This is a genomic window from Sphingomonas changbaiensis NBRC 104936 (assembly GCF_000974765.1).
GTDB lineage: Bacteria > Pseudomonadota > Alphaproteobacteria > Sphingomonadales > Sphingomonadaceae > Sphingomonas_B > Sphingomonas_B changbaiensis.
In genome coordinates this window covers 56142-80103 of record NZ_BBWU01000019.1, presented here as the reverse complement: position 1 = coordinate 80103, position 23962 = coordinate 56142, and the positions used below count along the sequence as shown (strand labels likewise).

General features: G+C 65.6%; 23 protein-coding genes and 2 tRNA genes. 15 read left to right on the top strand and 10 right to left on the bottom strand.

The window, feature by feature from the left end:
* Nucleotides 1-9 precede the first annotated feature (9 nt).
* From SCH01S_RS04620 to SCH01S_RS04610, 3 genes are all read left to right on the top strand, one after another.
* Nucleotides 10-81, top strand: a tRNA-Ile gene (locus SCH01S_RS04620).
* Nucleotides 82-305: 224 nt separating this feature from the next.
* A tRNA-Pro gene (locus SCH01S_RS04615) sits at nt 306-382 on the top strand.
* A gap of 67 nt (nt 383-449) precedes the next feature.
* A complete protein-coding gene (locus SCH01S_RS04610) occupies nt 450-971 on the top strand; it encodes a GNAT family N-acetyltransferase (protein WP_046347604.1) in 522 nt (173 codons plus the stop codon).
* Between the two features lie 88 nt (nt 972-1059).
* On the opposite strand, the gene SCH01S_RS04605 is transcribed toward SCH01S_RS04610, so the two are convergent.
* Nucleotides 1060-1350, bottom strand: coding sequence for a hypothetical protein (locus SCH01S_RS04605; protein ID WP_046347603.1), 291 nt, complete (start codon nt 1348-1350; stop codon nt 1060-1062).
* 101 nt (nt 1351-1451) lie between these two features.
* The gene (locus SCH01S_RS04600; protein ID WP_046347602.1) at nt 1452-2813 is read right to left on the bottom strand and encodes a M20/M25/M40 family metallo-hydrolase; all 1362 of its coding nucleotides are present in this window, start codon (nt 2811-2813) and stop codon (nt 1452-1454) included.
* A 102-nt stretch (nt 2814-2915) separates the two neighbouring features.
* Between SCH01S_RS04600 and ettA the strand changes: the two genes are divergently transcribed.
* The 3 genes from ettA to SCH01S_RS04585 all read left to right on the top strand — a co-directional run bounded on the left by ettA (nt 2916) and on the right by SCH01S_RS04585 (nt 6802).
* The gene (gene ettA / locus SCH01S_RS04595; protein WP_046347601.1) at nt 2916-4595 is read left to right on the top strand and encodes an energy-dependent translational throttle protein EttA; all 1680 of its coding nucleotides are present in this window, start codon (nt 2916-2918) and stop codon (nt 4593-4595) included.
* A 91-nt stretch (nt 4596-4686) separates the two neighbouring features.
* Nucleotides 4687-5430, top strand: a complete 744-nt coding sequence (locus SCH01S_RS04590; RefSeq protein ID WP_046347638.1) for a class I SAM-dependent methyltransferase — start codon at nt 4687-4689, stop codon at nt 5428-5430.
* Nucleotides 5431-5488: 58 nt separating this feature from the next.
* Entirely contained in the window at nt 5489-6802 is a 1314-nt protein-coding gene (locus SCH01S_RS04585; RefSeq protein ID WP_046347600.1) for an erythromycin esterase family protein, read from the top strand.
* 4 nt (nt 6803-6806) lie between these two features.
* On the opposite strand, the gene SCH01S_RS04580 is transcribed toward SCH01S_RS04585, so the two are convergent.
* Complete coding sequence (locus SCH01S_RS04580; RefSeq protein ID WP_046347599.1) at nt 6807-7877, bottom strand: catalase family protein; 1071 nt, start codon at nt 7875-7877, stop codon at nt 6807-6809.
* Nucleotides 7878-7993: 116 nt separating this feature from the next.
* Between SCH01S_RS04580 and radA the strand changes: the two genes are divergently transcribed.
* The 6 genes from radA to SCH01S_RS04550 all read left to right on the top strand — a co-directional run bounded on the left by radA (nt 7994) and on the right by SCH01S_RS04550 (nt 13323).
* Nucleotides 7994-9361, top strand: coding sequence for a DNA repair protein RadA (radA, locus tag SCH01S_RS04575; protein ID WP_046347598.1), 1368 nt, complete (start codon nt 7994-7996; stop codon nt 9359-9361).
* A 10-nt stretch (nt 9362-9371) separates the two neighbouring features.
* Entirely contained in the window at nt 9372-9902 is a 531-nt protein-coding gene (locus SCH01S_RS04570; RefSeq protein WP_046347637.1) for a CvpA family protein, read from the top strand.
* Nucleotides 9899-10324, top strand: a complete 426-nt coding sequence (locus tag SCH01S_RS04565) for an iron-sulfur cluster assembly scaffold protein (RefSeq protein ID WP_046347597.1) — start codon at nt 9899-9901, stop codon at nt 10322-10324. The genes SCH01S_RS04570 and SCH01S_RS04565 overlap by 4 nt, the downstream gene beginning before the upstream one ends.
* Nucleotides 10324-12114: a cation:proton antiporter domain-containing protein gene (locus SCH01S_RS04560; protein WP_046347596.1), complete on the top strand. Its 1791-nt coding sequence runs from the start codon at nt 10324-10326 to the stop codon at nt 12112-12114. The genes SCH01S_RS04565 and SCH01S_RS04560 overlap by 1 nt, the downstream gene beginning before the upstream one ends.
* Nucleotides 12114-12443 carry a DUF423 domain-containing protein gene (locus SCH01S_RS04555; protein WP_046347595.1) on the top strand — a complete coding sequence of 110 codons (330 nt, stop codon included), beginning with the start codon at nt 12114-12116 and terminating at the stop codon, nt 12441-12443. The genes SCH01S_RS04560 and SCH01S_RS04555 overlap by 1 nt, the downstream gene beginning before the upstream one ends.
* A gap of 94 nt (nt 12444-12537) precedes the next feature.
* Nucleotides 12538-13323 (top strand): DUF2189 domain-containing protein, encoded by a 786-nt coding sequence (locus SCH01S_RS04550; protein WP_046347594.1) that lies wholly within the window; start codon nt 12538-12540, stop codon nt 13321-13323.
* A gap of 10 nt (nt 13324-13333) precedes the next feature.
* On the opposite strand, the gene SCH01S_RS04545 is transcribed toward SCH01S_RS04550, so the two are convergent.
* From SCH01S_RS04545 to SCH01S_RS04515, 7 genes are all read right to left on the bottom strand, one after another.
* On the bottom strand, nt 13334-14029 hold the full coding sequence (locus SCH01S_RS04545) for a c-type cytochrome (RefSeq protein WP_052733775.1): 696 nt from the start codon (nt 14027-14029) through the stop codon (nt 13334-13336).
* Nucleotides 14030-14031: 2 nt separating this feature from the next.
* A complete protein-coding gene (locus SCH01S_RS04540; protein ID WP_046347593.1) occupies nt 14032-14400 on the bottom strand; it encodes a cytochrome C oxidase subunit IV family protein in 369 nt (122 codons plus the stop codon).
* Nucleotides 14401-14407: 7 nt separating this feature from the next.
* On the bottom strand, nt 14408-15106 hold the full coding sequence (locus SCH01S_RS04535) for a heme-copper oxidase subunit III family protein (protein WP_046347592.1): 699 nt from the start codon (nt 15104-15106) through the stop codon (nt 14408-14410).
* A gap of 17 nt (nt 15107-15123) precedes the next feature.
* Nucleotides 15124-15834, bottom strand: a complete 711-nt coding sequence (locus SCH01S_RS04530) for a cytochrome c oxidase subunit 3 family protein (RefSeq protein ID WP_046347591.1) — start codon at nt 15832-15834, stop codon at nt 15124-15126.
* Nucleotides 15831-17570: a cytochrome c oxidase subunit I gene (locus SCH01S_RS04525; RefSeq protein WP_046347590.1), complete on the bottom strand. Its 1740-nt coding sequence runs from the start codon at nt 17568-17570 to the stop codon at nt 15831-15833. The genes SCH01S_RS04530 and SCH01S_RS04525 overlap by 4 nt, the downstream gene beginning before the upstream one ends.
* On the bottom strand, nt 17570-18427 hold the full coding sequence (locus SCH01S_RS04520) for a cytochrome c oxidase subunit II (protein ID WP_046347589.1): 858 nt from the start codon (nt 18425-18427) through the stop codon (nt 17570-17572). Before SCH01S_RS04520 ends, SCH01S_RS04525 begins: the two co-directional genes overlap by 1 nt.
* A 271-nt stretch (nt 18428-18698) precedes the next feature.
* The gene (locus SCH01S_RS04515) at nt 18699-19631 is read right to left on the bottom strand and encodes a LysR family transcriptional regulator (RefSeq protein ID WP_052733773.1); all 933 of its coding nucleotides are present in this window, start codon (nt 19629-19631) and stop codon (nt 18699-18701) included.
* Between the two features lie 177 nt (nt 19632-19808).
* On the opposite strand from SCH01S_RS04515, the gene SCH01S_RS04510 reads away from it, so the two are divergent.
* From SCH01S_RS04510 to SCH01S_RS04500, 3 genes are read left to right on the top strand one after another with little or no spacing between them, the layout of a single operon-like run.
* Nucleotides 19809-20972: an HlyD family secretion protein gene (locus tag SCH01S_RS04510; protein WP_046347634.1), complete on the top strand. Its 1164-nt coding sequence runs from the start codon at nt 19809-19811 to the stop codon at nt 20970-20972.
* Complete coding sequence (locus SCH01S_RS04505; protein ID WP_439645801.1) at nt 20969-22492, top strand: DHA2 family efflux MFS transporter permease subunit; 1524 nt, start codon at nt 20969-20971, stop codon at nt 22490-22492. The genes SCH01S_RS04510 and SCH01S_RS04505 overlap by 4 nt, the downstream gene beginning before the upstream one ends.
* Before the next feature lie 5 nt (nt 22493-22497).
* A complete protein-coding gene (locus SCH01S_RS04500) occupies nt 22498-23958 on the top strand; it encodes an efflux transporter outer membrane subunit (RefSeq protein WP_046347587.1) in 1461 nt (486 codons plus the stop codon).
* Nucleotides 23959-23962 lie beyond the last annotated feature (4 nt).

Genomic DNA, 23962 nt, shown 5'->3' with positions numbered 1-23962 from the left:
GACCGGGCGGGGCCTGTAGCTCAACGGTAGAGCCAGCCGCTCATAACGGCCAGGTTGGGGGTTCGAATCCCTCCGGGCCCACCGGTGCGCCGGGCTAGGTCGCAGCGTCGCTGCGACCAGCCGCAGGCGCACCCGGCCGGCCTCGCCAGCAGCGAGGACCGACGGCGTGGCTTCGCCACGCCGCTTGCCCAAGCAAATGGAGAAGAGCCGTCGCGGCAAAGCCGCGCCGTCGGTCCTTGTTGCACAAGGCCGGCCCGTCCGGTTGCGTCGTTGAGATAGCTTCGCTATCTCGCCGCGCAGCCGGACGGGGAGTAGCGCAGCCTGGTAGCGCATCTGCTTTGGGAGCAGAGGGTCGCAGGTTCGAATCCTGTCTCCCCGACCATCCTCCTCCGCCGCACATAGGGCACCAGCCATTCATTCCGGGGGCCGGTGCTGATAGTCTGCCCGGCATGATCGAGATCAGGACCGAGCGACTGCGGCTTCGCCCTGCCACGGCCGCCGATCTTCCGTCGATCCATTCGATCCTCAGCGATCCCCGTGCGACGGCCTATTGGTCGACGCCGCCGCATCAGTATCTGGAGCAGTCACGCGCGTGGTTGCGCGGGATGATCGACATTCCTGCCGATGAGGGCGAGGATTTCGTTGTCGAGCAGGATGGGCGTGTGATCGGCAAGGCTGGCTTGTACCGGTTTCCCGAGATCGGGTTCATCTTCAATCCCGAGATGTGGGGGCGCGGTTTCGCCGCAGAGGCGCTTCGGGCCGTGCTCGACCGCGCTTTCAACCTTCACGGGCTTGCATTCGTCGAAGCCGATGTCGACCCCAGGAATGAAGCTGCGTTGAAGCTTCTGGCTCGGCTAGGCTTCCGCGAGTCCGGCAGAAAAGAGCGAACCTGGCTGGTCGGGGAGGAATGGTGCGACAGTGTGTATCTGCGCCTCAGCCGCGCCGACTGGCTGAAGCAGAATAGAATCTGAGTCGTTCGTAATCCATGCCGGTCTGGGCAAACGAAAAAGGGCGGCTCCTTTCGGAACCGCCCTTCGAAAGCCTTGAAGCAGCGAAAGCTTACTTCTTCTTCGCGGCCATCGTGTTCGCTTCGGCAGCGTTGACGGCAACGTTGTTGTCGCCCGCTTCCTTCGCGGCGTCGGCAGCGGCCGAGGCGTTGTTGGCAGCGTTCTCGAGCGTGTTCTCGGTCGCGGTGTTGGTCGCGTTGTCGGCGGCCGCTTCGAGGTTGTCGGCGGTGTTGTCGAGCGCCGCGGCGGTGTTGTCCGACGCGTTCTCGGCCGGCGTGCTCTTGTTGCAGGCAGCCAGCGAGATCAGGCCGGCGGCAGCAACAACAACGATCAGCTTCTTCATTCCTGTGCTCCCCAAGGGAAATAACGTGCGCCCGGCCCGATGCCGTCGCGCCGGCGGTAATTAGCGGGAACAGAGACTTAGTCAAACTGTTTCGGTAGAGATTAATCGCGACCGCCGGCGAGGGATTCCGGAGCGTTCGCCACGATCGCCAGCATCGCCGTCCAGGCGGCCACGTTCTGCGCCAGCTGATCCGGATCGATCTTGTCGAGCGTGTCGTCGGACGTGTGGTGGACATCGAAATATCGAAGGCCGTCCTGGTCGAGATCGATGCCGTTGCTGCCGGCGCGCACCCAGGGGCCAAGATCGGCCCCGGCGCTGGCGGTGCCCGAGCCCTTGGTGATGCCGAGCGGCGCGAGCGCGGCCTCCAGCCGGCCGGTCAATGGCGCGGACGCGGCATTCAGCTTGGTCTCGAACCGCCAGACGCGATCGGCGCCGAAATCGGATTCGCTGACGGATGCGTGCGGTTCGGCCTTGTGCCGGTCGAAATAGGCCTGCCCGCCATTGCCGCCGATTTCTTCACTGCCGAACCAGATCACGCGGATCGTGCGGCGCGGGCGGCCGGCGTCCATGATCTGCTTGGCGGCGGCCGCGGTGATCGCCACGCCCGCGGCGTCGTCGATCGCGCCGGTGCCCAGATCCCAGCTGTCGAGGTGACCGCCGATCGCGACGATGCCGGCGCCGGGATCCGTCCCTGGCACTTCCGCGATCACGTTGCCGGACTGGCGCGGGCCGGTCCTGCGCGGCGTAACCAGCAGGCGCAGCGTGATCGGCTTGCCTTGCGCGACGATCCGCTCGATCTGGTCCGCATCGGGGTTGGAGAGCGCGGCTGCCGCGATCGGGGTCACGCCGGCTTCGAAGTTGGTGACGCCGGTGTGCGGCACGCGGTGGCTGTCGGTGCCCAGCCCGCGGATCACGATCGCGACAGCGCCTTTCTGCGCGGCGATGCTGGGCGCAGAGCGGCGGACGGCGCCGAAATAGCCGTAGCTCGATCCGTCCTGCGCCGGCCGCATTTCGTTGCCGACATAGACGATCTTGCCCTTGATCTGGTCCGCGGGCGCGGCTTGCAGCGCGGCGACGTTCGCAAACGCGACCAGCGGCGCCTCGACGCCGTCAGCCGGGGTCGCGCCGCTGTTGCCGAGCGCGGTCAGCGCGAGCGGCTGCGGATAGGGCGTAACGATCGCGCCGCGCTCCTCGCCCCGCTCCCAGCCGGGGATATCGAACGTCTCGACATGCACATTCTTGAAGCCGAGGCTTTTCAGCTTGGCAACGGCCCAGTCGCGTGCGCGTGCTTCCTGCGCGCTGCCGGCGAGGCGAGGGCCGATCTCAGTCGTCAGCCCTTCGGCAATGGTCCAGGCGGTGTCGTCCTTCAGCGCTGCATCGCGCAGCTTCGCCGGATCGTGCGGCGGCGCCGCGGCGACCAGAAGGAAGGGAAGGGCGAGCAGGGCGAGCCGTTGTTTTTGCATGGGTGCGCCCTAACTATCCGAACACATGTTTGCCAAGCCCCGGACGCTTCGCTACGGGCGCGCGCAAATCCGTACATTCTCGAACACCGGAGACCGTGGCCGATGGCCGTGCAGTATAGCTTCGTCATGAAGGGTCTGACCAAGACCTTCCCGGGTGCGCCCAAGCCGGTGCTCAACAACATCCACCTGCAGTTCCTGCCCGGAACCAAGATCGCGATTATCGGCGTCAACGGCGCCGGCAAGTCGACCTTGATGAAGATCATGGCCGGCTATGACACCGAATATCAGGGCGAAGCCTGGGCGGCGGAGGGCATCCGCGTCGGCTATCTGGCGCAGGAACCGGCGCTCGATCCGAACAAGACAGTCAAGGAAAACGTGATGGACGGCGTTCGCCCCGTTGCGGACCTGGTCGATCGGTTCAACGAAATCTCGAACCTGATGGCCGACCCGCCCGAGGACGCCGATTTCGACGCGCTGATGACCGAAATGGGCGAGTTGCAAGAGAAGATTGACGCGGTGGACGGCTGGACGCTCGACAACCAGCTCGAGATCGCGATGGATGCGCTCCGCTGCCCGCCGGGCGACTGGCCGGTCACGAATCTGTCGGGGGGCGAAAAGCGCCGCGTCGCGCTCTGCCGCCTACTGCTCGAAAAGCCCGAAATCCTGCTACTCGACGAGCCGACCAACCATCTCGACGCCGAGAGCGTCCAATGGCTGGAAAAGCACCTGATCGACTATCCGGGCAACGTCATCCTCGTCACCCACGATCGCTATTTCCTCGACAATGTCGTGAACTGGGTGCTGGAGCTCGATCGCGGCCGCGGCATTCCGTTCGAGGGCAATTACTCCAAGTGGCTCGAGGCGAAGGCCAAGCGCATGGAGCAGGAAGAGCGCGAGGAAGCCGGCCGCCAGAAGGCGATCAAGGACGAACTGGAGTGGATCCGGCAGAGCCCGAAGGCGCGCCAGACCAAGTCCAAGGCCCGCATCCGCGCGTTCGACGAGCTGGTCGAAAAGCAGAACAATCGCGCGCCGGGCAAGGCGCAGATCGTCATCCAGGTCCCGGAACGGCTCGGCGGCAAGGTCATCGAGGTGAAGAACGTCTCGAAGGCCTATGGCGACAAATTGCTCTTTGAAGACCTGAGCTTCACCTTGCCGCCGGGCGGCATCGTCGGCGTGATCGGTCCGAACGGCGCCGGCAAATCGACCCTGTTCCGGCTCATCACCGGCCAGGAGAAGCCCGATTCAGGCGAGGTCGATATCGGCCCGACCGTGCAGCTCGGCTATGTCGACCAGAGCCGCGACGCGCTCGACGCCGGCAAGAATGTCTGGGAGGAAGTCTCGGGCGGCCACGACCTGATGACGATCGGCAAGCACGAGATGTCGACACGTGCCTATGTCGGGGCGTTCAACTTCAAGGGCCCGGATCAGCAGAAGAAGGTCGGCCAGCTCTCGGGCGGCGAACGCAACCGCGTGCACATGGCCAAGATGCTGAAGAAGGGCGGCAACGTGCTGCTGCTCGACGAGCCGACCAACGATCTCGACGTCGAGACGCTGCGCGCGCTGGAGGAAGCGATCGAAAGCTTTGCCGGCTGCGCGGTGGTCATCAGCCACGACCGCTTCTTCCTCGATCGCCTCGCGACCCACATCCTCGCGTTCGAAGGTGACAGCCATGTCGAATGGTTCGAAGGCAACTTCGAAGCCTATGAGGAAGACAAGCGCCGCCGGCTCGGCGACGAAGCCGACCGTCCGCATCGGATGAGCTACAAGAAGCTGACGCGGTAGGCTTGGTCGGCGCCTGACAGGCGTTCGTCGAGCGGGGCTTTGACAGGTAACGTCCGGCGTGTTGCTGTTCGCGCACGTCGGAGGACCATCGATGCGCCAGCTTGTTGCCGCCTGCCTGCTTGCCTTTTCGCCCATGGCCGGGTTCGCGGCGACGACGTCGGTCTCGAGGCTCGTCGAACGCGCGGTCGCCGATCCGTCGCGTCCGGGCGACCAGCGCGCGGCGGATGCGTTCCGGAAGCCGGCCGAGACGATCGCCTTTGCCGGCGTTCGGCCGGGCATGGTCGTCGGCGAATTCTATCCCGGCGGCGGCTATTTCACGCGAATGCTGAGCGACGTGGTCGGGCCCAATGGTCACGTCTACGGGATCGAGAACGATCGCTGGAAGAGCGCGGTAAAGGCCAACGCGGCGCTGCTGGCCGACGGACGGCTGAACAATGTTTCGATCGAAGCGGCGCCGTTCGGGACCGCCCGCTTTCCGCGGCCGCTCGACCTCGCCTGGGTGACGCAGAATTATCACGACCTCAAGATCCCCGAATATGGCATTGTCGACACCGCTGCATTCAACCGCGCGGTATTCCAGGCGCTGAAGCCGGGCGGGACCTATTTTGTGCTCGACCACGAAGCGCCTGCGGGGACCAGCGATGCAGCGATCGCGAAGCTGCACAGGATCGAGAAGGCCCGAGTCATCCGCGAAGTGACCGCTGCCGGGTTCAAGCTGGCCGCCGAAGGCAATTTCCTGCGCAATCCGGCGGACGATCGCAGCCTCCCGATCTTCGACAAGAAGGTGCAGGGCAGGACCGACCAATATGCGCTCAAATTCGTGAAGCCGCGCTGACCGAAACCTAGCCGAACTTTGCCGCCTGTCGCTCGTTCCCTCGTTTGAGGAGCGAGACATGACGACCGAGGTTCTCAGCGCCGGCACGGCGGAGCTGATCGCAAGGGCGGCCGAGCCGCTGCCCGATATCGCCGACCCGGAGTTCGGAGCCTTCTTCGACCGCTTCGGCGACGCGCGCGTGGTGTGCCTGGGCGAGGCGAGCCACGGCACGTCGGAGTTCTACCGCGCGCGCGCCGCGATCACGCGGCGGCTGATCGAGCGTCACGGCTTCACGATGGTCGCGGTGGAGGCGGATTGGCCGGATGCGGCGGTGATCGACCGGATCGTGCGCGACAAGCCCAAGCCGGCCGAGGCGGAAGCGCCATTCAAGCGCTTCCCGACCTGGATGTGGCGCAATGCCGAGTTCGCGGCCTTCGTTGCCTGGCTGCGCGTGCATAACCGCTCGGCCGAGCGGCAGGCGAGCTTCCATGGGCTCGATCTCTACAACATGAACGGGTCGATCGGCGCCGTGATCGGCTATCTCGACCGGGTCGATCCGGAGGCGGCCGCCGACGCGCGGCGCCGCTACGGCTGCCTGAAGCCGTGGAAGGAAGAGCCGGCGATCTATGGCCGCATCGCGCTCAGCGAAGGCTATGGGCGGTGCGAGGAGCCGGTCGTGCAGATGCTGCGCGACCTGTTCGCCAGGCAGCAGGCCTATGTCGACGACGATCCCGACGCCTTTATAGACGCCGCCCAGAATGCGCGCCTGGTCGCCAATGCGGAGGCCTATTACCGGGCGATGTATCATGGTTCGGCGGCGAGCTGGAACCTGCGCGACGAGCATATGGCCGACACGCTGGAGCTGCTGCTGCGCTGGAAAGGCCGCGATGCGAAGGCCGTCGTGTGGGCGCACAACAGCCACATCGGGGATGCGCGATTCACCGACATGGGCGCGACCCGCGACGAGCTGAACCTGGGGCAGCTGGTCCGGGAAACGCATGGCGAGGAAGCGCGGCTGATCGGTTTCGGCACGCATGACGGCACTGTCGCTGCGGCGGACGACTGGGACAGGCCGATGAAGATCAAGCAAGTCAATCCGTCGCGGCCCGACAGCTATGAGCGGCTGATGCATGATAGCGGTGAAGCCCGCTTTGCTCTTGATTTGCGCGAGGGCGAGCATGCCGAGGCGCGGGCAGCGCTGATGGAAGAGCGGCTGGAGCGCTATATCGGCGTCATCTATCGCCCCGAGACCGAGCGCTGGAGCCATTATTCCGAAGCGACGCTGCCGAAGCAGTATGACGCGTTCGTCTGGTTCGACCACACCCAGGCGGTCACGCCGCTGCCCGGCCCGGAAGAGCATGGCAGCGACGAAACCTGGCCGTTCGGGCTTTAGGCGCTCAGGCCGGAACCGGCTCGGCGTTGGTGGGCTCGCCGGTCGGCACGTTGTTCGCCTGCCGGCGCTTGTCCGCCATCACCTTGTAAACCCGCATCCGTGCGCGGTTGACCGAGCCCAGCGGCCGGTGCGCCTCAAGACTGTGCGCGGGCGAGAAGGACAGCCGCTCCTCGTCGCCGCGATGCGGGCCCGTCGGATCCGCGTCCTGCGGCTTGATCACCAGCCGCGCGACTTCGCGGTACGGGCTTTCCTCCTGCGACCAATGGGCGGTCGCGTTCTCGACCGGCATCTTGTCCAGATCGGTGCAGAGCTGCACTTCGACCGCATATTCGGCGCCGCGCGCGCGCAGTTCCGGCGCGACGGTTTCCCGCAGGCCATTCTCGCTCTGGATGTCGATCTGCTGATCCGGATCGAACGAAACCGGGCGGACGCGCAGCTTGGCGATATAGTCGCCGAAGCGGAGCGGCGTCTGGCTGAAATAGGTTTCGGTCAGCGGGTTGAGCTTCGGATGGCCGTAGAAATCCAGCACGTCGCTGTTGAGGCCGATCGCGTTCAGCGCAGCATTCGTCACACGCGACGTTGTCGACACGGCCTGCTTCACACCTTCCGGCATGGGCGTCGCCATTTCGGTCTGCGTGATTTCGGCAACGAACGTTTTTGCGCTGCGAGCGATGAACGTCTCGCCGGTGTCGAGCACCCAATCCTGCGTCTGGTCGCCGTGCAGGGTCGGACCTTCGACCTCCAGCACCTTCATCGCAAAGCCGCGCGGCGTCGAGACGCGGCGATCATCGAGAAACTCGCCCGGCACATGCGCCATGCGGATGATGACGGGGTAAGTGTTGGCCTTGGCGAACAGGCCCTGCCGCAATTCCTCCGGCAACCCGTCCGAGACGCGCAGCTCGCCGGTTGCGAGCGCATGCGCCTTGGCGTGCGAGGTGCGCAGCGCATGGTCCTCGCGCTTCTCGACGATCTCGCCGCCCTTGCTCATCACCTTGATGATCTTTTCGGCCGTCTCGACTTCGTCATCGCCGATCTTTTCGACATCGTCGCTGTACCGCACATACCGGTCAAACATGCTAGCCTCCAGTGGTTCGGGACGTGAACGAAGCCTGTCCGGCTTCGTTGCCCGGCCGCTGATCTTTCCCGTGACGGGGCCTGTTCGTTCGGGTTTTGATCTTCTAACATCGGGGCATGGCGAAACCTCAGAAACGCTATGTCTGCCAGGTCTGCGGGTCCGTCTCACCGAAGTGGGCGGGGCAATGCCTCGATTGCCAGGAGTGGAACACGCTGGTCGAAAATGCCGGCGCGGTCGTGACGCCGTTCCAGGCGCGGCACAATCTCCAGTCCGGCGGTCGCGCGATCACGCTGGTCGGGCTGGATGCCGATGTGCCGCTACCCGACCGGATGCCGACCGGCATCGCCGAGCTCGACCGGGCGCTGGGCGGCGGCTTCGTCGCGGGGTCGGCAACGCTGATCGGCGGCGATCCGGGGATCGGCAAGTCCACGCTGCTGCTCCAGGCGACGGCGAAGCTTGCCGCGGCGGGCAAGGCTGTCGCGTATGTGTCGGGCGAGGAAGCGGCGGATCAGGTGCGGCTGCGTGCACGCCGGCTCGGCCTGGGTCAGGCGCCGGTGCAGCTGGCGGCGGCCACCTCGGTGCGCGACATCCTCACCACGTTGCAGGGTGCGGCGCCCGACCTGCTGGTGATCGATTCGATCCAGACGATGCATTCGGACCTGATCGAAGGGGCGCCGGGTACGGTCAGCCAGGTCCGCGCCTCAGCCGGCGAACTGATCCGGTTCGCAAAGGAACGCGGGACCGCCGTCGTGCTGGTCGGGCATGTCACGAAGGACGGGACGATCGCCGGGCCGCGCGTGCTGGAGCATATGGTCGACACCGTGCTGAGCTTCGAAGGCGAGCGCAGCCATCAATACCGCATCCTTCGCGCGATCAAGAACCGGTTCGGCGGCACCGACGAGATCGGCGTCTTCGCGATGGGCGAGCTGGGATTGGACGAAGTTTCAAATCCTTCCGCGCTGTTCCTCACGCATCGTGACGAGACGGTGAGTGGCGCGATCGTGTTCCCCGCGCTGGAGGGCACGCGCCCGGTGCTGGTCGAGATCCAGGCGCTGACCGTGCGGCTGGCGAGCGGCGCCACACCCAGGCGAGCGGTGGTCGGCTGGGACGCCGGCCGGCTGGCGATGATCCTGGCGGTGCTGGAAGCACGCTGCGGCCTCAGCTTCTCCAGCGCCGAAGTGTATCTGAACGTCGCCGGCGGATACCGCTTGTCCGATCCCGCGGCGGACCTGGCGGTGGCGGCTGCGCTGGTCTCTGCCCTGACCGAGCGGCCGCTGCCGTCCGACGCGGTCGCGTTCGGCGAAGTGGCCTTATCGGGCGAAGTGCGGCCGGTGGCACACGGGGCCCTCCGGTTGAAGGAGTCGGCAAAGCTCGGCTTCGAGCGGGCGCTGGTGCCGGTGAGCGCGAAGGAAGGGGCGGGAATGAAGCTCTCGAGCTTTGCGCGGCTGGGCGCTCTCGTTGACCATCTTCTTGGGCGCGGGTAGCCAGCCCGCCATGACCGCTCTGGATATCGTCGCGTTGGTGTTGCTGGGCGGAGGCGCCGTGTTCGGCGCGATGCGCGGGTTCGTGCACGAGGCGCTGTCGCTGATCGCCTGGGTGCTGGCGGTGATGGCGGTGACCTTCTTCCACACGCCGGTGATGAACGCCTTGGCCGCGCCGATCGGATCGGTGTCCGGCGCCGCAGTCGCGGCCGTCGTGCTGCTGTTCGGCGGCACCTTCGTTGTCGGGCGACTGCTTGCGAGCGCGCTTGGGAAACGGACGCGGCAATCGGTACTGGGGCCGGTCGACCGCGTGCTCGGCTTTGGCTTCGGCTTTGTGAAGGGACTGATTCTGGCCGCGCTGCTGTTCCTGCTGGCGACGCTGGTGATCGACACGGTGCGTGGCGGTCCCGCCCACCGGCCGGACTGGATGCGCAAAGCGCGGACCTATTCGCTGATGAGCGCGACCAGCCGGGCGATGGTCGACTATATGAACCAGCGGCGCGGCGCGCTTCGAGCCTCCGACAACAGCGCGGCGGCCCGATGAATGCGCCGCTCTACGATGCCGCGTTGCTGCGGCTGGCGACGACGATCCCGCATCTCGGGCGGCTGCCTGAGCCGCAAGGCTCGGCCGAGAAGCGCTCAGCCGTTTGCGGCAGCCGCGTCGCTGCGGACGTGGTGCTGGACCGCGATGGACGCATCGCCGCGCTTGGCCTGGACGTCTCCGCCTGTGCGCTCGGGCAGGCTTCGGCCAATCTGATGGCGTCGCACGCGATCGGCCGGTCGCCCGAGGAGCTCGCTGACGCCCGCGACGCTCTCGCCGCCTGGCTCGCCGGTGAGCGGGAGACGCCAGGCAGCTGGCCCGATCTCGACCAGCTCGCACGCGCGCTGCCGCACACCGGACGGCACGCCGCGATCCGGCTGCCGTTCGAAGCGGTCGCCGAGGCGGCAGAGCGCGCGCGGGGCTGATGGAGGCGCACGGGCCCGGATCGCTGCTGCGCGACGGGTTCGTCATGCTGGGCGCCGCGCTGGTGCTGGTGCTCATCTTCCGCCGGTTGGGACTGGGCGCGACGCTCGGCTATCTGATCAGCGGGGTTATTATCGGCCCGCAGGTGCTCGGCCTCGTCGGCGATGCGCAGGGCAAGCTCGGCATTGCCGAGATCGGCATCGCGCTGCTGCTGTTCCTGGTCGGGCTCGAGCTGTCGCCCGCGCGGCTGTGGCGGTTGAAGCGCGACATTTTCGGCTTCGGCCTGATGCAGGTCGTGCTCTGCGGCCTGGCGCTTTCGGCGTTCGTTTATGCAGTGACGCCGCTCACGCCCGCGGCGGCACTTGCGATCGGGTTGCCGCTCGCTTTGTCCTCGACCGCGCAGGTGCTGCCGATGCTCGAATCGGCGGGGAGACTGCGGACGCCGTTCGGGCAGCGCGCCTTTTCGGTGCTGTTGTTCCAGGACCTGTCGATCGTGCCGCTGATCACGATCGTCGCCGCGATGTCGCGCGCACCCGACGCAGCGAATGCGCCGCCGGGCTGGCTGCTCGCGCTTTACACGGTGGGCGCGGTGATCGGCCTGGTGCTGGCCGGCCGATACATCCTCAATCCGCTGTTCCGGCTGATCGGAGGCTTGGGCGAGCGCGAATTATTCGTCGCCGCGGGACTGTTCGCGGTTCTGGCCAGCGCGGCGGCGATGCAGTCGCTGGGCCTGTCGACAGCGCTGGGCGCTTTCGTGGCCGGCGTGATGCTGGCCGATTCGCCCTATCGGCACGAGCTCGAGGCCGACGTCGATCCGTTCCGGTCGATCCTGCTCGGCCTGTTCTTCATCGCGGTCGGCATGCTGCTTGACCTCCACGCGATCGCCGAGCGGCCGCTGTTCGTGATCGCGATCGCTGCCGGGCTGGTCGTGATCAAGACCGCGATCATCCTAGGGCTGGCGCGGCTGTTCGGGCAGGATTGGCGCACTGCGCTCGCGACCGGGCTGCTGCTGAGCCAGGGCGGCGAGTTCGGGTTCGTGCTGTTCGCGCAGGCGCAGCGGGCGCTGCTGATCGCGCCCGAAGCGGCAAGCCTGTTCGGCGCGGTGGTGACGCTATCGATGGCGACGACGCCGTTCCTGATGATGCTCAGCCGCCGTTTTCGCGAGCCGCCGCCCAAGCAGCGCGCCGATCTCGAAGGCCCCCGGAACGACTGCGCCAACGCGATCGTCGTCGGCTGGGGCCGGTTCGGCCAGACGGTCGGCTTCATGCTGGCGCTGCAGGGCATTTCGGTGACGATTATCGACCGCAAGGCGACCCAGGTCGATGTCGGTACGGAGTTCGGCGTCAAAGTCTATTTCGGTGACGGCACGCGGACCGACCTGCTGCGCCAGGCCGGGGCCGAGCAGGCGCAGCTGCTTTTGTTCTGCATCGACGGCGGCGCGCTCGATCGGGAAGCGATGGAGGCGATCGTCCAGTCGTTCCCGAACGCCCAGATCTTCGTCAGGGCCTATGACCGGCGGCAGCTGATGAAGCTCGACGGTGCGCCGATCGCCGGCACGGTGCGCGAAGTCTATGAATCGGCGATCTGCATGGGGCGGATGGCTTTGGCCGCGGTCGAGGTGGACGAGGACGAGATCGACCGCACGGCGGAGCGTTACCGCGAAATCGACACCAAGCGCCTCGCGGCCCAGTCGAAGGCCGGCGACCTGCATGCGGGCGACGAGCTGATGATCCGCCCCGCGGAGCCGGCGCCGCCTGGAGATGCCATTCCCATTCCGGCGGAGAGCGGTTGATGTTGTGGCTGATGCGATTGGCGGCCTTGTCCGCGGCGATAGCGATCGGTGCAGGTGCGTTCGGCGCGCACCGTTTCTCCGGCAAGGAAGCTGAGTGGCTGCGGACCGGCGGCCTTTACCAACTGATCCATGCCGTCGCGGTGCTGGCGCTTGCCCGCGCGGCGGCGGCGGGCCCGCTCTGGACCTTGCTCGGCGGCGCAGCTCTGTTCGCGGCAACTTTATACGCGATGGCGTTCGGCGCGCCGCGCTGGCTGGGAGCGGTCACGCCGATCGGCGGCGCGCTGATGATCGCTGGTTGGATCTGGATGGCGCTGACCATCCGAAGTTGACATGTATTGTAAGGCGCCGGCGTGCCGACATTGCTGGTTGCGGTTTCAAGGAGTATAAATTGCGTACCTGATCCTGGGGATGAGGAGAGCAACGATGGCCATCGCTCAACCTGCCGGCCAAGTCGCCGCGCCTGTCTATGACGTTCGCAAGATCACCAGCGCTGACATTCGCGAGTCCCTCGCTCAGGGATGGGACGACTTTCTCAGCAAGCGCGGCGACCTGATTTTCGTCGGCATTCTCTATCCGCTGATCGGCCTTTTTGCGGCCGTGGTGGCTTTCCAGGGACCATGGCTGCCGCTGTTCGTGCCGGTCGCGGCCGGCGTCAGCCTACTGGGCCCGGTCGCGGCGATCGGTTTCTATGAGCTCGCCCGCCGCCGGGAGGCGGGGTTGGAATCCGACTGGTCGCATTTCTTCGATGTGCGCAAACGCCCCGCCTGGGATTCGATCCTGGGCGTCGCGGCCCTGCTCGTCATCATCTTTGCGCTTTGGGTCGCAGCCGCCGGTGCGATCTACACCGCGCTGATCGGCCCGGCTCCGGAATCCGTGAGCGGCTTTCTCGGGACCGTGTTCACGACGCGGGAGGGCTGGGCGTTGATCGTGATCGGCAATCTGGTCGGCCTGTGCTTCGCAGCGCTCGTGCTGACGATCAGCGTGGTTTCCATGCCGATGCTGGTCGACAAGGACGTGGACGCACGGACGGCGATCGGCACGTCGGTGAACGCGGTCATGGCCAACAAGGGCACGATGATCGGGTGGGGCCTGATCGTGGCCGCTCTGCTGGTCATCGGCTCGATCCCGGCCTTTATCGGCCTGGCGGTGGTGCTGCCGGTTCTCGGTTACGCGACCTGGCACCTCTACACGCACCTGGTCGCGCGCTGAGCCGCCCGGCTCAGGGCGTCACGCTGGTGACCTTCGCCGGAGATGGGGGAGGGGCCGCTGCGGGCGCCGGAAACGGCGGCTTGCTCGCGCTCATCGTCGCGAGATAGGCAAGCACATGCGCCCGGTCGCGCGGGTTGCGGAGACCCGTGAAGGTCATCTTCGTACCTGGCACGGCGCGCCCTGGGCTCGTCAGGAAATGGTCCAGTTCCTGATAAGTCCATTGCCCGCCAACCGCCTTCAGCGCCGGCGAATAGGCGAAACCCGCGTGGCTCGCGACCGGACGACCGACCACGCCCCATAGATTGGGGCCGATCCGGTTGGGGCCGTTCTGGCTCAGGTCATGACAGGCCATGCAGACTTGCGCCGTCCGCCGCCCCTTTTCCGGATCGGCCGAGGCGAGCAACGTCCCCAGATCGGTTGGCGCTTCGGCCGACGCGATCCCCGTATCGGCGGAAACAAATACCGACGCCTTTTCGATATGGCCGATATAGCCCTTCAGCTGCTCACGTTCTTCCTTGCTCCCGACCACAGGCCATTCGCGCTGCACGGCGGCGAGGTCGACCGGGGGCACGCCGGTCGGGGCATAGCTTCGCTGCTGCGGGTAGGTTGGCGAGACCAGCACGCTGCCGATCCACATGCTGACCGCCATCACGCTGCACGCGAGCCCGATACCGGCGCCGATCTTGGTCTTTTCCCAGCGGTCCATGGTCAGCCGCCTCCGCCCAGGAAGATGACGCGCGTCCAGAAAGTGTAGCCGGATTCGATCGACATCAGCAGGATCAGCGTGCCGAGCGCCAGCGGCGGCACCAGGATCGCATAGACGAGCGCCAGCCGCTCCCAGGCCATGTGCATGAAGATCGAGACGATCAGCCCGGCCTTCAGCACCATGAAGGTGATGATCAGCGTCCAGCGCAGCGCCCCCTGCAAGTGAAAATAGTCGACCAGGTACGACATCGTGCTGAGCACGAACAAATAGCCCCAGACCTGCAGATAGACTTTGATCGGATGCTGCTGCCCTGGCGCGTGCGTGGCCGGTGGCGGATTGTCTTCGACGATGTGCATCGGCGCGTGGTTCATGCCCGCCTCACCACAGATAGAAGAATGCGAAGATGAAGACCCAGACCAGGTCGACGAAGTGCCAGTACAGGCCGGCGATCTCGACCGCGCTATAGTCGCCCTTGCGGTCGTAATGGCCGCGCCACACTTTCGAGGCGACGATCAGCAGCATGATCACACCGATCGAGACGTGCAGCCCGTGGAAACCGGTGATCATGAAGAAGGACGCGCCGAACTGCGCCGCGCCCATCGGATTGTACCAGGGCCGCACGCCTTCGGTCAGGATCAGCTTCGACCATTCGAATGCCTGCATGCTGACGAACGTCGCGCCGAACAGCGCCGTCGCGACCATCAGCCGGGCCGTGGCCTTGCGGTTGCCGCGGTAACCGAAATTCACTGCCATCGCCATCGTGCCTGACGAACTGATCAGCACGAACGTCATGATCGCGATCAGCAGCAGCGGCACGGAGACGCCGAACACGTTCAGCCCGAACACCTCGGCCGTGTTCGGCCAGGGCGCGGTCACCGACGACCGCATCGTCATGTAGGAGACGAGGAAGCTCGAGAAAATGAATGTGTCGGAGAGGAGGAAGATCCACATCATGGCCTTTCCCCAATGGACGCGGCGGAACACTTCCTGGTCCGCCGCCCAGTCGCCGGCAAAATCGCGCAGGCCCTGCGGCACCCCGCCGGGCTCCGTTGTCACGATCGTCGTGCGCTGATCCATCGCAGCTCCTTCACGTTTCAGGTCGACACGAACAGCCCCATCATCACCGTCCAGACGAACAGCAGGAAATGCCAGTAGCGCGCGCAAAGCTGGACGGACCGGGCAACCGGCGCCGATATCGAGCCGGCGAAAATATGACGGGCGGTCAAGGCCCAGGCGACCAGCCCGCCGACGATATGCAGCCCATGCAGCACCGAAATCAGGTAGAAGAAGGCCAGGGCGGGGTTGCCGAGAATCGTTTGCGGGAAGGGGAAGGTGAACAGCGGGTCGCCGACCTTGCACAGCCCGGCGGTGAACAGCAGGACATAGCCCCAGTCGCTGAGCTTGCGCCAAAGCAGGATTTGCCCGGCGAGAAACGCGACGCCGAGCAACCCGCCCGCGATCACGCCTGCGCGCATGGTCGCGGCGTCGCCGCGCCGGGCACTTCGGTCCGCGATCAGGAAAGCCAGGCTGCTGGCGACCAGAATCGCGGTGTTGACCCATAGCGGCGGGGGCAGGCGGAGCGAGCGCCAGTCATTGCCTTGCGATCCCGCCGGCACGCCGTGCCCCATGCGCATCACATAGGCCATCGTGGCGAGAGCGAAGATCATGCCAACGACGACCAGGAAGAGCCCGAGGCCGATGCCCCGATCCCAGGGTCCCTGCTCATGGTCGCGCTGAATCCGGGCCGCACCGGCAACGCCGGGCGTGAGCCAGGGCTTTTCGGTCAGGGTATCGAACACGCTCATGCGGGCGCCCGGCTGCCGGCGGCCCCCGGCGGTTCGTTTTGCGGGATGAAATCATGTGCTGCGCCGGGAACGCTGTAGTCATAGGCCCAGCGATAGACGGTCGGCAGCCGCGGTCCCCAATTGCCGTGCGTCGGCGGCGTATCGGGCGTCTGCCATTCCAGGCTCGCCCCGCCCCAGGGGTTGGGATCGGCCTTGGGCCCGCGGAAATAGCTCCAGATCATATTATAGAAGAACAGGAATTGCGCCGCGAACACGATGCCGGCCGCGATCGTGATGCCCATATTCACATAGTGAACGGAGGGTGGGATGAACGCCGTCTCTCCCAGCGCATAATAGCGCCGCGGCACGCCCAGAATGCCGATATAGTGCATCGGCATGAAGATCGCGTAGGCGCCCAGGAACGTGACCCAGAAATGCGCGCGGGCGAGCGTCTCGTTCCACATCCTGCCCGTGATCTTCGGATACCAATGATAGATCGCACCGAAGATCACGAGAATCGGCGACACACCCATCACCATGTGGAAATGACCGACGACAAAGAACGTGTCGGACAGCGGCACGTCGACGCTGACGTTGCCGAGGAACAGCCCGGACAGCCCCCCATGGATGAAGGTGAACAGGAAGGCGATCGCGAACAGCATCGGCACGCGCAGATGGATGTCGCCGCGCCAGAGCGTCAGCAGCCAGTTGTAGACCTTGATCGCGGTCGGGATCGCGATGATCAGCGTCGATGTCGCGAAGAAGAACCCGAAATAGGGGTTCATGCCCGAGACGTACATGTGGTGCGCCCAGACGAAGAAGCTCAGCGCGCCGATAATGATGATCGCCCAGACCATCATCCGGTAGCCAAAAATGTTCTTGCGCGCGTGGACGGAGATCAGGTCCGAGACGATGCCGAACGCCGGCAGCGCGACGATGTACACTTCCGGGTGGCCGAAGAACCAGAACAGGTGCTGGTACAGGATCGGCGATCCGCCGACATGCTGCGTCAGCTTTCCCATCGAGACGATCTGCGGCACGAAGAAGCTCGTGCCGGCGACCGCGTCGAGGATCGTCATCACCGCCGCCACGAACAGCGCCGGAAAGGCGAGCAGGCCCATGATCGAGGCGACGAAGATGCCCCAGACGGAGCAGGGCATCCGCATCAAGGTCATGCCCTTGGTGCGCGCTTGCAGCACCGTCGTCACATAATTGAGGCCGCCCATCGTGAACGCTGCGATAAAAATCGCGAGCGACACCATCATCAGAATGATGCCCCAGTTCGATCCAGGCGTGCCGCCGGTGATCGTCTGCGGCGGATAGAGCGTCCAGCCGCCGCCGGTCGGGCCGCCGGGCACGAAGATGCTCGACAAGAGCACGATCACTGAGAGCAGGTAGAACCAGTAGCTGAGCATGTTGACGAACGGGAACACCATGTCCCTGGCGCCCACCATCAGCGGGATCAGGTAATTGCCGAACCCGCCCAGCAGCAGGGCGGTCAGCAGGTACACGACCATGATCATGCCGTGCAGCGTGACGAACTGCAGGTAGTTCTCAGGCTGGATGAAGTGAAAGCGGCCGGGAAAGCCCAGCTGCAGCCGCATCATGAACGACAGCACCAGCGCGATGATGCCGACGCTGATCGCGGTCCCGGCATATTGGAGCGCGATGACCTTGTGGTCCTGGCTCCAGACATATTTGCCGATCCAGCTCTTGGGATGATGGAGCGGCCTCAGGTCGTCAGCGATTGTCGCCATCAGCGTGCCACCCTCTTGCTCGGGTTCGCGTCCGCGCGGGCAAGGCGGGTTCGGCCCTCGCCGGCCTGCGCCATCATCTGGCCGAACGTCATCTGGTCGCCGAGCCACTTGCGGTAGCTCGCTTCGTCTTCGACCACGACGGTGCCGCGCATCTGGCTGTGGCCGGTGCCGCACAGCTCCGCGCAAAGGATATCGAACGAGCCTTTCTGGGTGGGGGTTAGCCAGAAATAGGTGACGATACCGGGCACCAGGTCCATCTTCGCGCGGAATTCGGGCACATAGAAATCGTGCAGCACGTCCTTGGAGCGCAGCACCATCTTGACCGGCCGGTTCACCGGCAGATGCAGTTCGGCGGTGTCGACGATCAGGTCGTCGCGCCCATAGGGATCGTCCGGATTGAGGCCGAACGCGTTGTCGGCGGTGATGCGCGCCGGCTCCGCGGTGCCGAGCACGCCGTCGCGACCCGGCAGCCGGAAGCTCCAGCGCCATTGCTCGCCATTCGCCTCGACCACCGCCGCGTCCGCCGGCACGGTCACATACTGGTTCCAGGCGAGCAGGCCGGGCGCAAGCATTCCGGCGATGCCGAGGGCGGTCCAAAGGGTCAGACGCTTCTCGAGCCGGGAATTCTCAGGTTCGTAATGGGCCCGGCTTCCCGGCCGATGCCGGTAGCGCCAGATCGTCAGCGCCATGAACAGGTTCAACGCGACGAAGGCGACCGCGCAAATCCACATCGTGATGATCAGCGCGGTGTCGATCGATCCCCAATTGGACGCGAGCGGCGTCATCCACCACGGGCTCAACCAGTGGAACAGCAGTGAGCCGAGCACCAGCGCTGCGATGACAATGGCCACGATCATGCTCTTCGCCCCCTGCGCACAACGCAGACCGGAAGAGCCTGACCTGGTTCAACCGATCTACACGGGAACCAAAGCAAATTACGGACAGAGCATATCTTTGATTGGGGCCGGAGGGAAGCGAGTCCGCCATGATCATTCAAAGGTGGGCACTAAGTTCGCCGGCATCAGTCCTCCCCGCCTTGATGCTCCAGAGCCCAGGCGTGATGCGGCGTTCGAGCGTTCGTATCGGCGAAAGGCATCAAGGTCCTCTTGGCTGGGTCTCTGGGCAAGATCATTTGCTGAGCTCTGCAATCAGGCATCTCAGCCATGCCAGCCCTGCGTCCGATGAGGCCCGGCTGTGGCTGATCATCGCCAGGTCGATGCCGCTGCCCTCTTCCTCGGTTTCCAGAATGCGAAGTCCAAGCCGGGTCGCCTCGTTGCGGGCTAGGCGTCGGGGGACGAGTGCCACCATGTCGGTTTGCGCCACCACGGCCACGGCGGTCATGCCGTCATAGACGATTGCGGACACCGGGCCGCCGTCGGTCGGAGCGCCTCCCTGATGCGCGTTCTTCAGCAGCTGTCGCTCGAGCGGCCCTTCGGCGAGCAGCGTCCTGACCGGCTCGAACTCTCGCCGGGTCGCGATGACCAGATGCGGGTTCCGGAGGACCTCGCCGAGAGCCAGCGTCAGCTTGCAGATCGGGTTCGTTCTGGACGCGATCCATACCAGGTCCTCGCGAAACAGAGTCTCGATCGTCACGCGCTCGGGGACGCCGTCAAAAGCGCCCAAGGCGAGTTCGACGGTCCCCTCGTCGAGTTCGGCCAGCAGGCCTGCGCTGACGGGTACGATGCGGAAGGTAATCCCCGGCGCAATCTCTCTCGCCCGCGCGACCAGCTTTGGAATCAGCAGGGCACAGAAATACGACCCGGCTGCCAGCGTGAAGGTGCGGACGGCCTTGGCCGGGTCGAACTCGAGCGGCATCATCGCGGCCGCCAGCCGGACCAGGCCTTCGCGGATTTCGGGAGCCATCGCGCGGGCGCGAGCGGTGGGTTGCAGCGCGCCGCCGGATCGCATGAACAGCGGATCGCCGACGGATTCGCGCAGCCGCCGCAACGCATGGCTGACCGCCGATTGCGTCAGGTTCAGCCGCTGCGCAGCCCTGGTGACGCTGCGGAGGTCATGAAGGGCGTCGAACACCGCCAGCAGATTCAGATCGATGGGGATCATGAAGGCGGCTCATAGAGCATGGGACGAGAATTCATTAGCATCATATAAAACTCGCCCTATCTAGCCGCCGAAACAGATCGTCGGCAGCGCCGCTCCGCCGATCCTGCATTATATGGGGTCAAGGTGGCGGATAGCGCTTCTCACATCGAAGCCCGGCGAGACGCGCAGGGGCACGACGTGCTCGGCGACGAGTTTTCCGGCGACAGCAACACCGTTTCCGAACGCACCGCGCCCAGACAGCCTTCGGAATCGGGAGAAAACGAAGAGCCTCCCTCTCGTCTCCGCCGGCTTCGAAAGCCCCTGCTGCTCCTTGCCCCGGTGATCGTGATCCTCGGTGCGTTGTTCTTCTATCTGCACGGCGGTCGCTACGAATCGACGGACAACGCCTTTCTTCAGTCCGGCCTTGTCTCGGTCAGTCCCAACGTCGCCGGCCGGGTGATCGCGGTCGAGGTTCGCAACAACCAGGTCGTGCACAAAGGCGACGTGCTGTTCCGGATCGATCCGGAGCCCTATCAGGTTGCGGTCGACGAGGCGCAGGCCCAGTTCGCCGCGGCTGTGACCGACGTCGGCTCGCTGCGCGCCAATTATGCGCAGGGCCAGTCGGAGCTCGCGGCCGCTCAGCAGCGGCTGTTGTTCGCAAACCGCGAGGCAGCCCGCCAGAAGGCGCTGGTCTCCGAGGGGATCTCGAGCCAGGCGCAATATGATCAGGCGCTGCTTGCCGCACGCACCGCGGCCCAGGCGATCGAGACCGCGAAACAGCATAATGCGAGCGTTCAGGCCTCGCTGTCGGGCGATGTCGGCACGCCCGCAGCCAACCAGCCGAGCGTGCGCCGGGCGCAGGCCGCCCTCGATCGCGCCAAGCTCAATCTCAGCTACACCGTGGTTCGTGCCCCGCAGGACGGCATCGCGGCCAAGGTCGATCAGCTTCAGGTCGGCGACTATGTCACGGCCGCCAAGCCGGTGTTCTCGCTCGCGGGAAGGCGGATCTGGGTCGAAGCCAATTTCAAGGAAAATCAGCTGCGCTATATGCGGCTCGGCCAGCCCGCGACGATCAAGATCGACGCCTTCCCCGACCTTGACCTGACCGCACACGTGACCAGCTTCAGCCCGGGCACCGGCAACAGCTTTTCCGTGCTGCCGGCCGAGAATGCGACGGGCAATTGGGTGAAGGTTGTCCAGCGTTTGCCGGTCGAACTGACGATCGACCGCGTGCCGAACGACGTGCCGCTCCATGCCGGGCTCAGCGTCGAAGTCACCGTCGATACGGGCCATCAGCGGCACCTGTTCGGGCCCGACACACGGCCCGTCGCTCCCAGGGCGGGGGCTGCGCAGTCCCGGTGATGGACCGCTACCCCGACGCGATGACGCGTCGTTTCATCACCGCATCCGTCATGGCCGCGACGGTGATGAACTCGCTCGATTCCACCATCGCCAACGTCGCATTGCCGCACATGCAGGGCAGCGTCGCCGCGTCGGCGGACCAGATCACGTGGGTGCTGACGTCGTACATCATCGCTGCCGCGATCTGCACGCCGCTGACTGGCTGGCTGGCCGGACGGTTCGGGCGCAAGCGGCTGATGCTGTTTTCGATCGTCGGCTTCACGATCGCGTCAGGACTGTGCGGGATTGCGGTCAACCTGGGCGAGCTGGTCGGGTTTCGCCTGCTCCAGGGCATTTTCGGCGCGGCGCTGGTCCCGATGAGCCAGGCCATCCTGCTCGACATCAATCCGCCCGAGCGGCACGGTCCGGCAATGTCGATCTGGGGCATGGGCGCGATCCTTGGCCCCATCATCGGCCCGGCGCTCGGCGGTTGGCTCACCGACAATTACAACTGGCGCTGGGTGTTCTTCATCAACCTGCCGATCGGCATGTTGGCCTTTGCCGGGCTTTGGTTCTTCCTCAGCGAGAGCAAGGCGACCGAGCGGACGAAGCTGGACCTGTTCGGCTTCGCAATGCTGGCGCTCGCCATCGCCTCCTTTCAGCTGATGCTCGACCGGGGGCAGCAGCTCGACTGGTTCTCCAGCCTGGAGATTTGCGTCGAGGCGGTCGCGGCGGCCTTCTTCCTTTATCTGTTTATCGTCCACACGCTGACGGCGCGTCATCCGTTCATCAACCTCGCGCTGTTCGCGGATCGCAATTTCGTTTCGGCATCGGTTTTCGGCTTTTTCCTGGGCGTGCTGATCTTTGCCGTCCTGGCGCTGCTGCCCCCAATGCTGGAGGAGCTGATGGGCTATCCTGTCGTGCTCACCGGTCTCGTCACCGCGCCGCGCGGGATGGGCACGATGGTGTCGATGATCATCGTCGGGCAGCTCATCAAACGCGTGGACCCGCGCATCCTGATCGGCACCGGCCTGGCACTCGCCGCCTGGTCGACGTACAAGATGAGCGGCTTTTCGTTGGGCATGGACGAAAGTCTCGTCATCTCGTCGGGGTTCGTGCAGGGCATCGGCACCGGCCTGATTTTCGTGCCCTTGTCGACAGTCGCGTTCGCCACGCTGAATCCCCGGCTGCGCAACGAGGGCGCGGCGATGTTCACGCTGATCCGCAATATCGGCTCGGCGATCGGCATCTCGGTCTTGCAGTTCATGACGATCCGCAACGCCAGCACGGTGCATGCACGGCTGGTGGAAGGTGTGGGGCCGGACAACCCCGCGGTCGCGCGTGCGATGCCCGATCTCGATTTCTCGTCGATCGCCAGCCTCGCGCGGCTGAACGGCGAAATCACCCGTCAGGCGGCCATGGTGTCCTACATCGACGCCTTCTACGCCCTGTTCGTCGTCACCTTGGTGGTGGCGCCCCTGATCCTGTTCATGCGCCCGCCCCGCAAGGGAGCGGCGGCGCCCACGATGCATATGGACTGACCGTCATGCCTTCCCTGTTTCGCTCCGCCTTGCCGGCGCTCGCAGCTGCTTCGATGCTTGGCGGCTGCACCGTCGGTTCGAATTTCGAACGCCCTGCTGCGCCGGGGACAACCAACTATGTGTCGCCGGGCGAGAGTGCCTCTGTGCGCGGCGCGGGACCGGTTGCCGTGGCGGGCGCGGGTCCGGCATTGCACTGGTGGACCGCGTTCGGATCGCCGCGCCTGGACGAACTCGTCGATCAGGCGATTGCCCATAATGCCAGCCTGGAGGCCAGCAACGCGACGCTCGCCGCTGCGCGCGAGCAGGTCAACGCTGCGCGCGGACGGCAGCTGCCGCAGGTCGGCGTCAATGGCCGGGTCGAGCACGAGCAGGTCAATCTGGCGGCGTTCGGCTTCGACAACCCCAGCGGCAATCCCGAGTTCACGCTCTATTCGATCGGCGGCGGCGTTTCGTACGATCTCGACCTGTTCGGCGGCAATCGTCGCCGGGTCGAAAAGGCTGCCGCTCAGGCCGAAACGCAGTTGCGCCAGACCGAGGCCGCCCACCTGACCATCGCCGGTCAAGTGGTCAACCAGGTGCTGCTGATCGCTGCGATCCAGGCCCGTATTGCGACCGCGCAGACGTTGCTGGCGGAGGATCAGCGCAATGTCGACCTGACGCAGAAGCGGCAGCGGGCAGGGGAGGGCACGCTGGTCGAAGTGTTGAACGCGCAGAGCCAGCTCGAAAACGATCGCGGCGACCTACCGCAACTCGGCCAGCAGCTTGCCGAGGCGCGCCATCTGCTGGCCACGCTCGTGGGCATCCCGCCTTCCGAGCTCGGCCTGACCGATTTCGATATGGACCGGCTGACTTTGCCGACACAGGTGCCGGTGACGCTTCCGTCCGAGCTCGTCCACAAAAGACCGGACATCCTGCAGGCGGAGGCGCAGTTGCACGCCGCCACCGCCAATGTCGGTATTGCGACCGCGCAGCTTTATCCCTCGATCACGCTCGGGGCGACGGCAACGCAGGGCGCCCCCGATCTGGGCGATGTGCTGGGCAGCGCCTTTCGCGGCTTCGACCTGTTCGCCGGACTGGCGGCGCCGATCTTCCACGGGGGCACGCTGAAGGCCGAGCGCCGCGCGGCTATCGATCAGGCGCGCGCCGCCGATGCGACGTACCGCCAGACCGTGCTCGACGCCTTCCGCCAGGTCGCTGACCTGCTCAAGGCGATCGACAGCGACAACCGGTCGGTCGCCAACCAGCAGGAGGCCGTCAGCGTCGCGCAACGATCGCTCGGACTGTCTCGCCGCAGCTTCGAGGTCGGCAATTCCGGCATTCTCCAGGTGCTGGAATCGGAGCGCCTGTACCAGCGCGCGACATCGAACCTGGTCGAAGCGCGTGCCCGTCAGTTCCTGAACGTGGCGCGCCTGTATGTCGCGACGGCCGGCGGATGGATCGGTCAGCCGGCCCTGGCCCAACGCTGAAAAA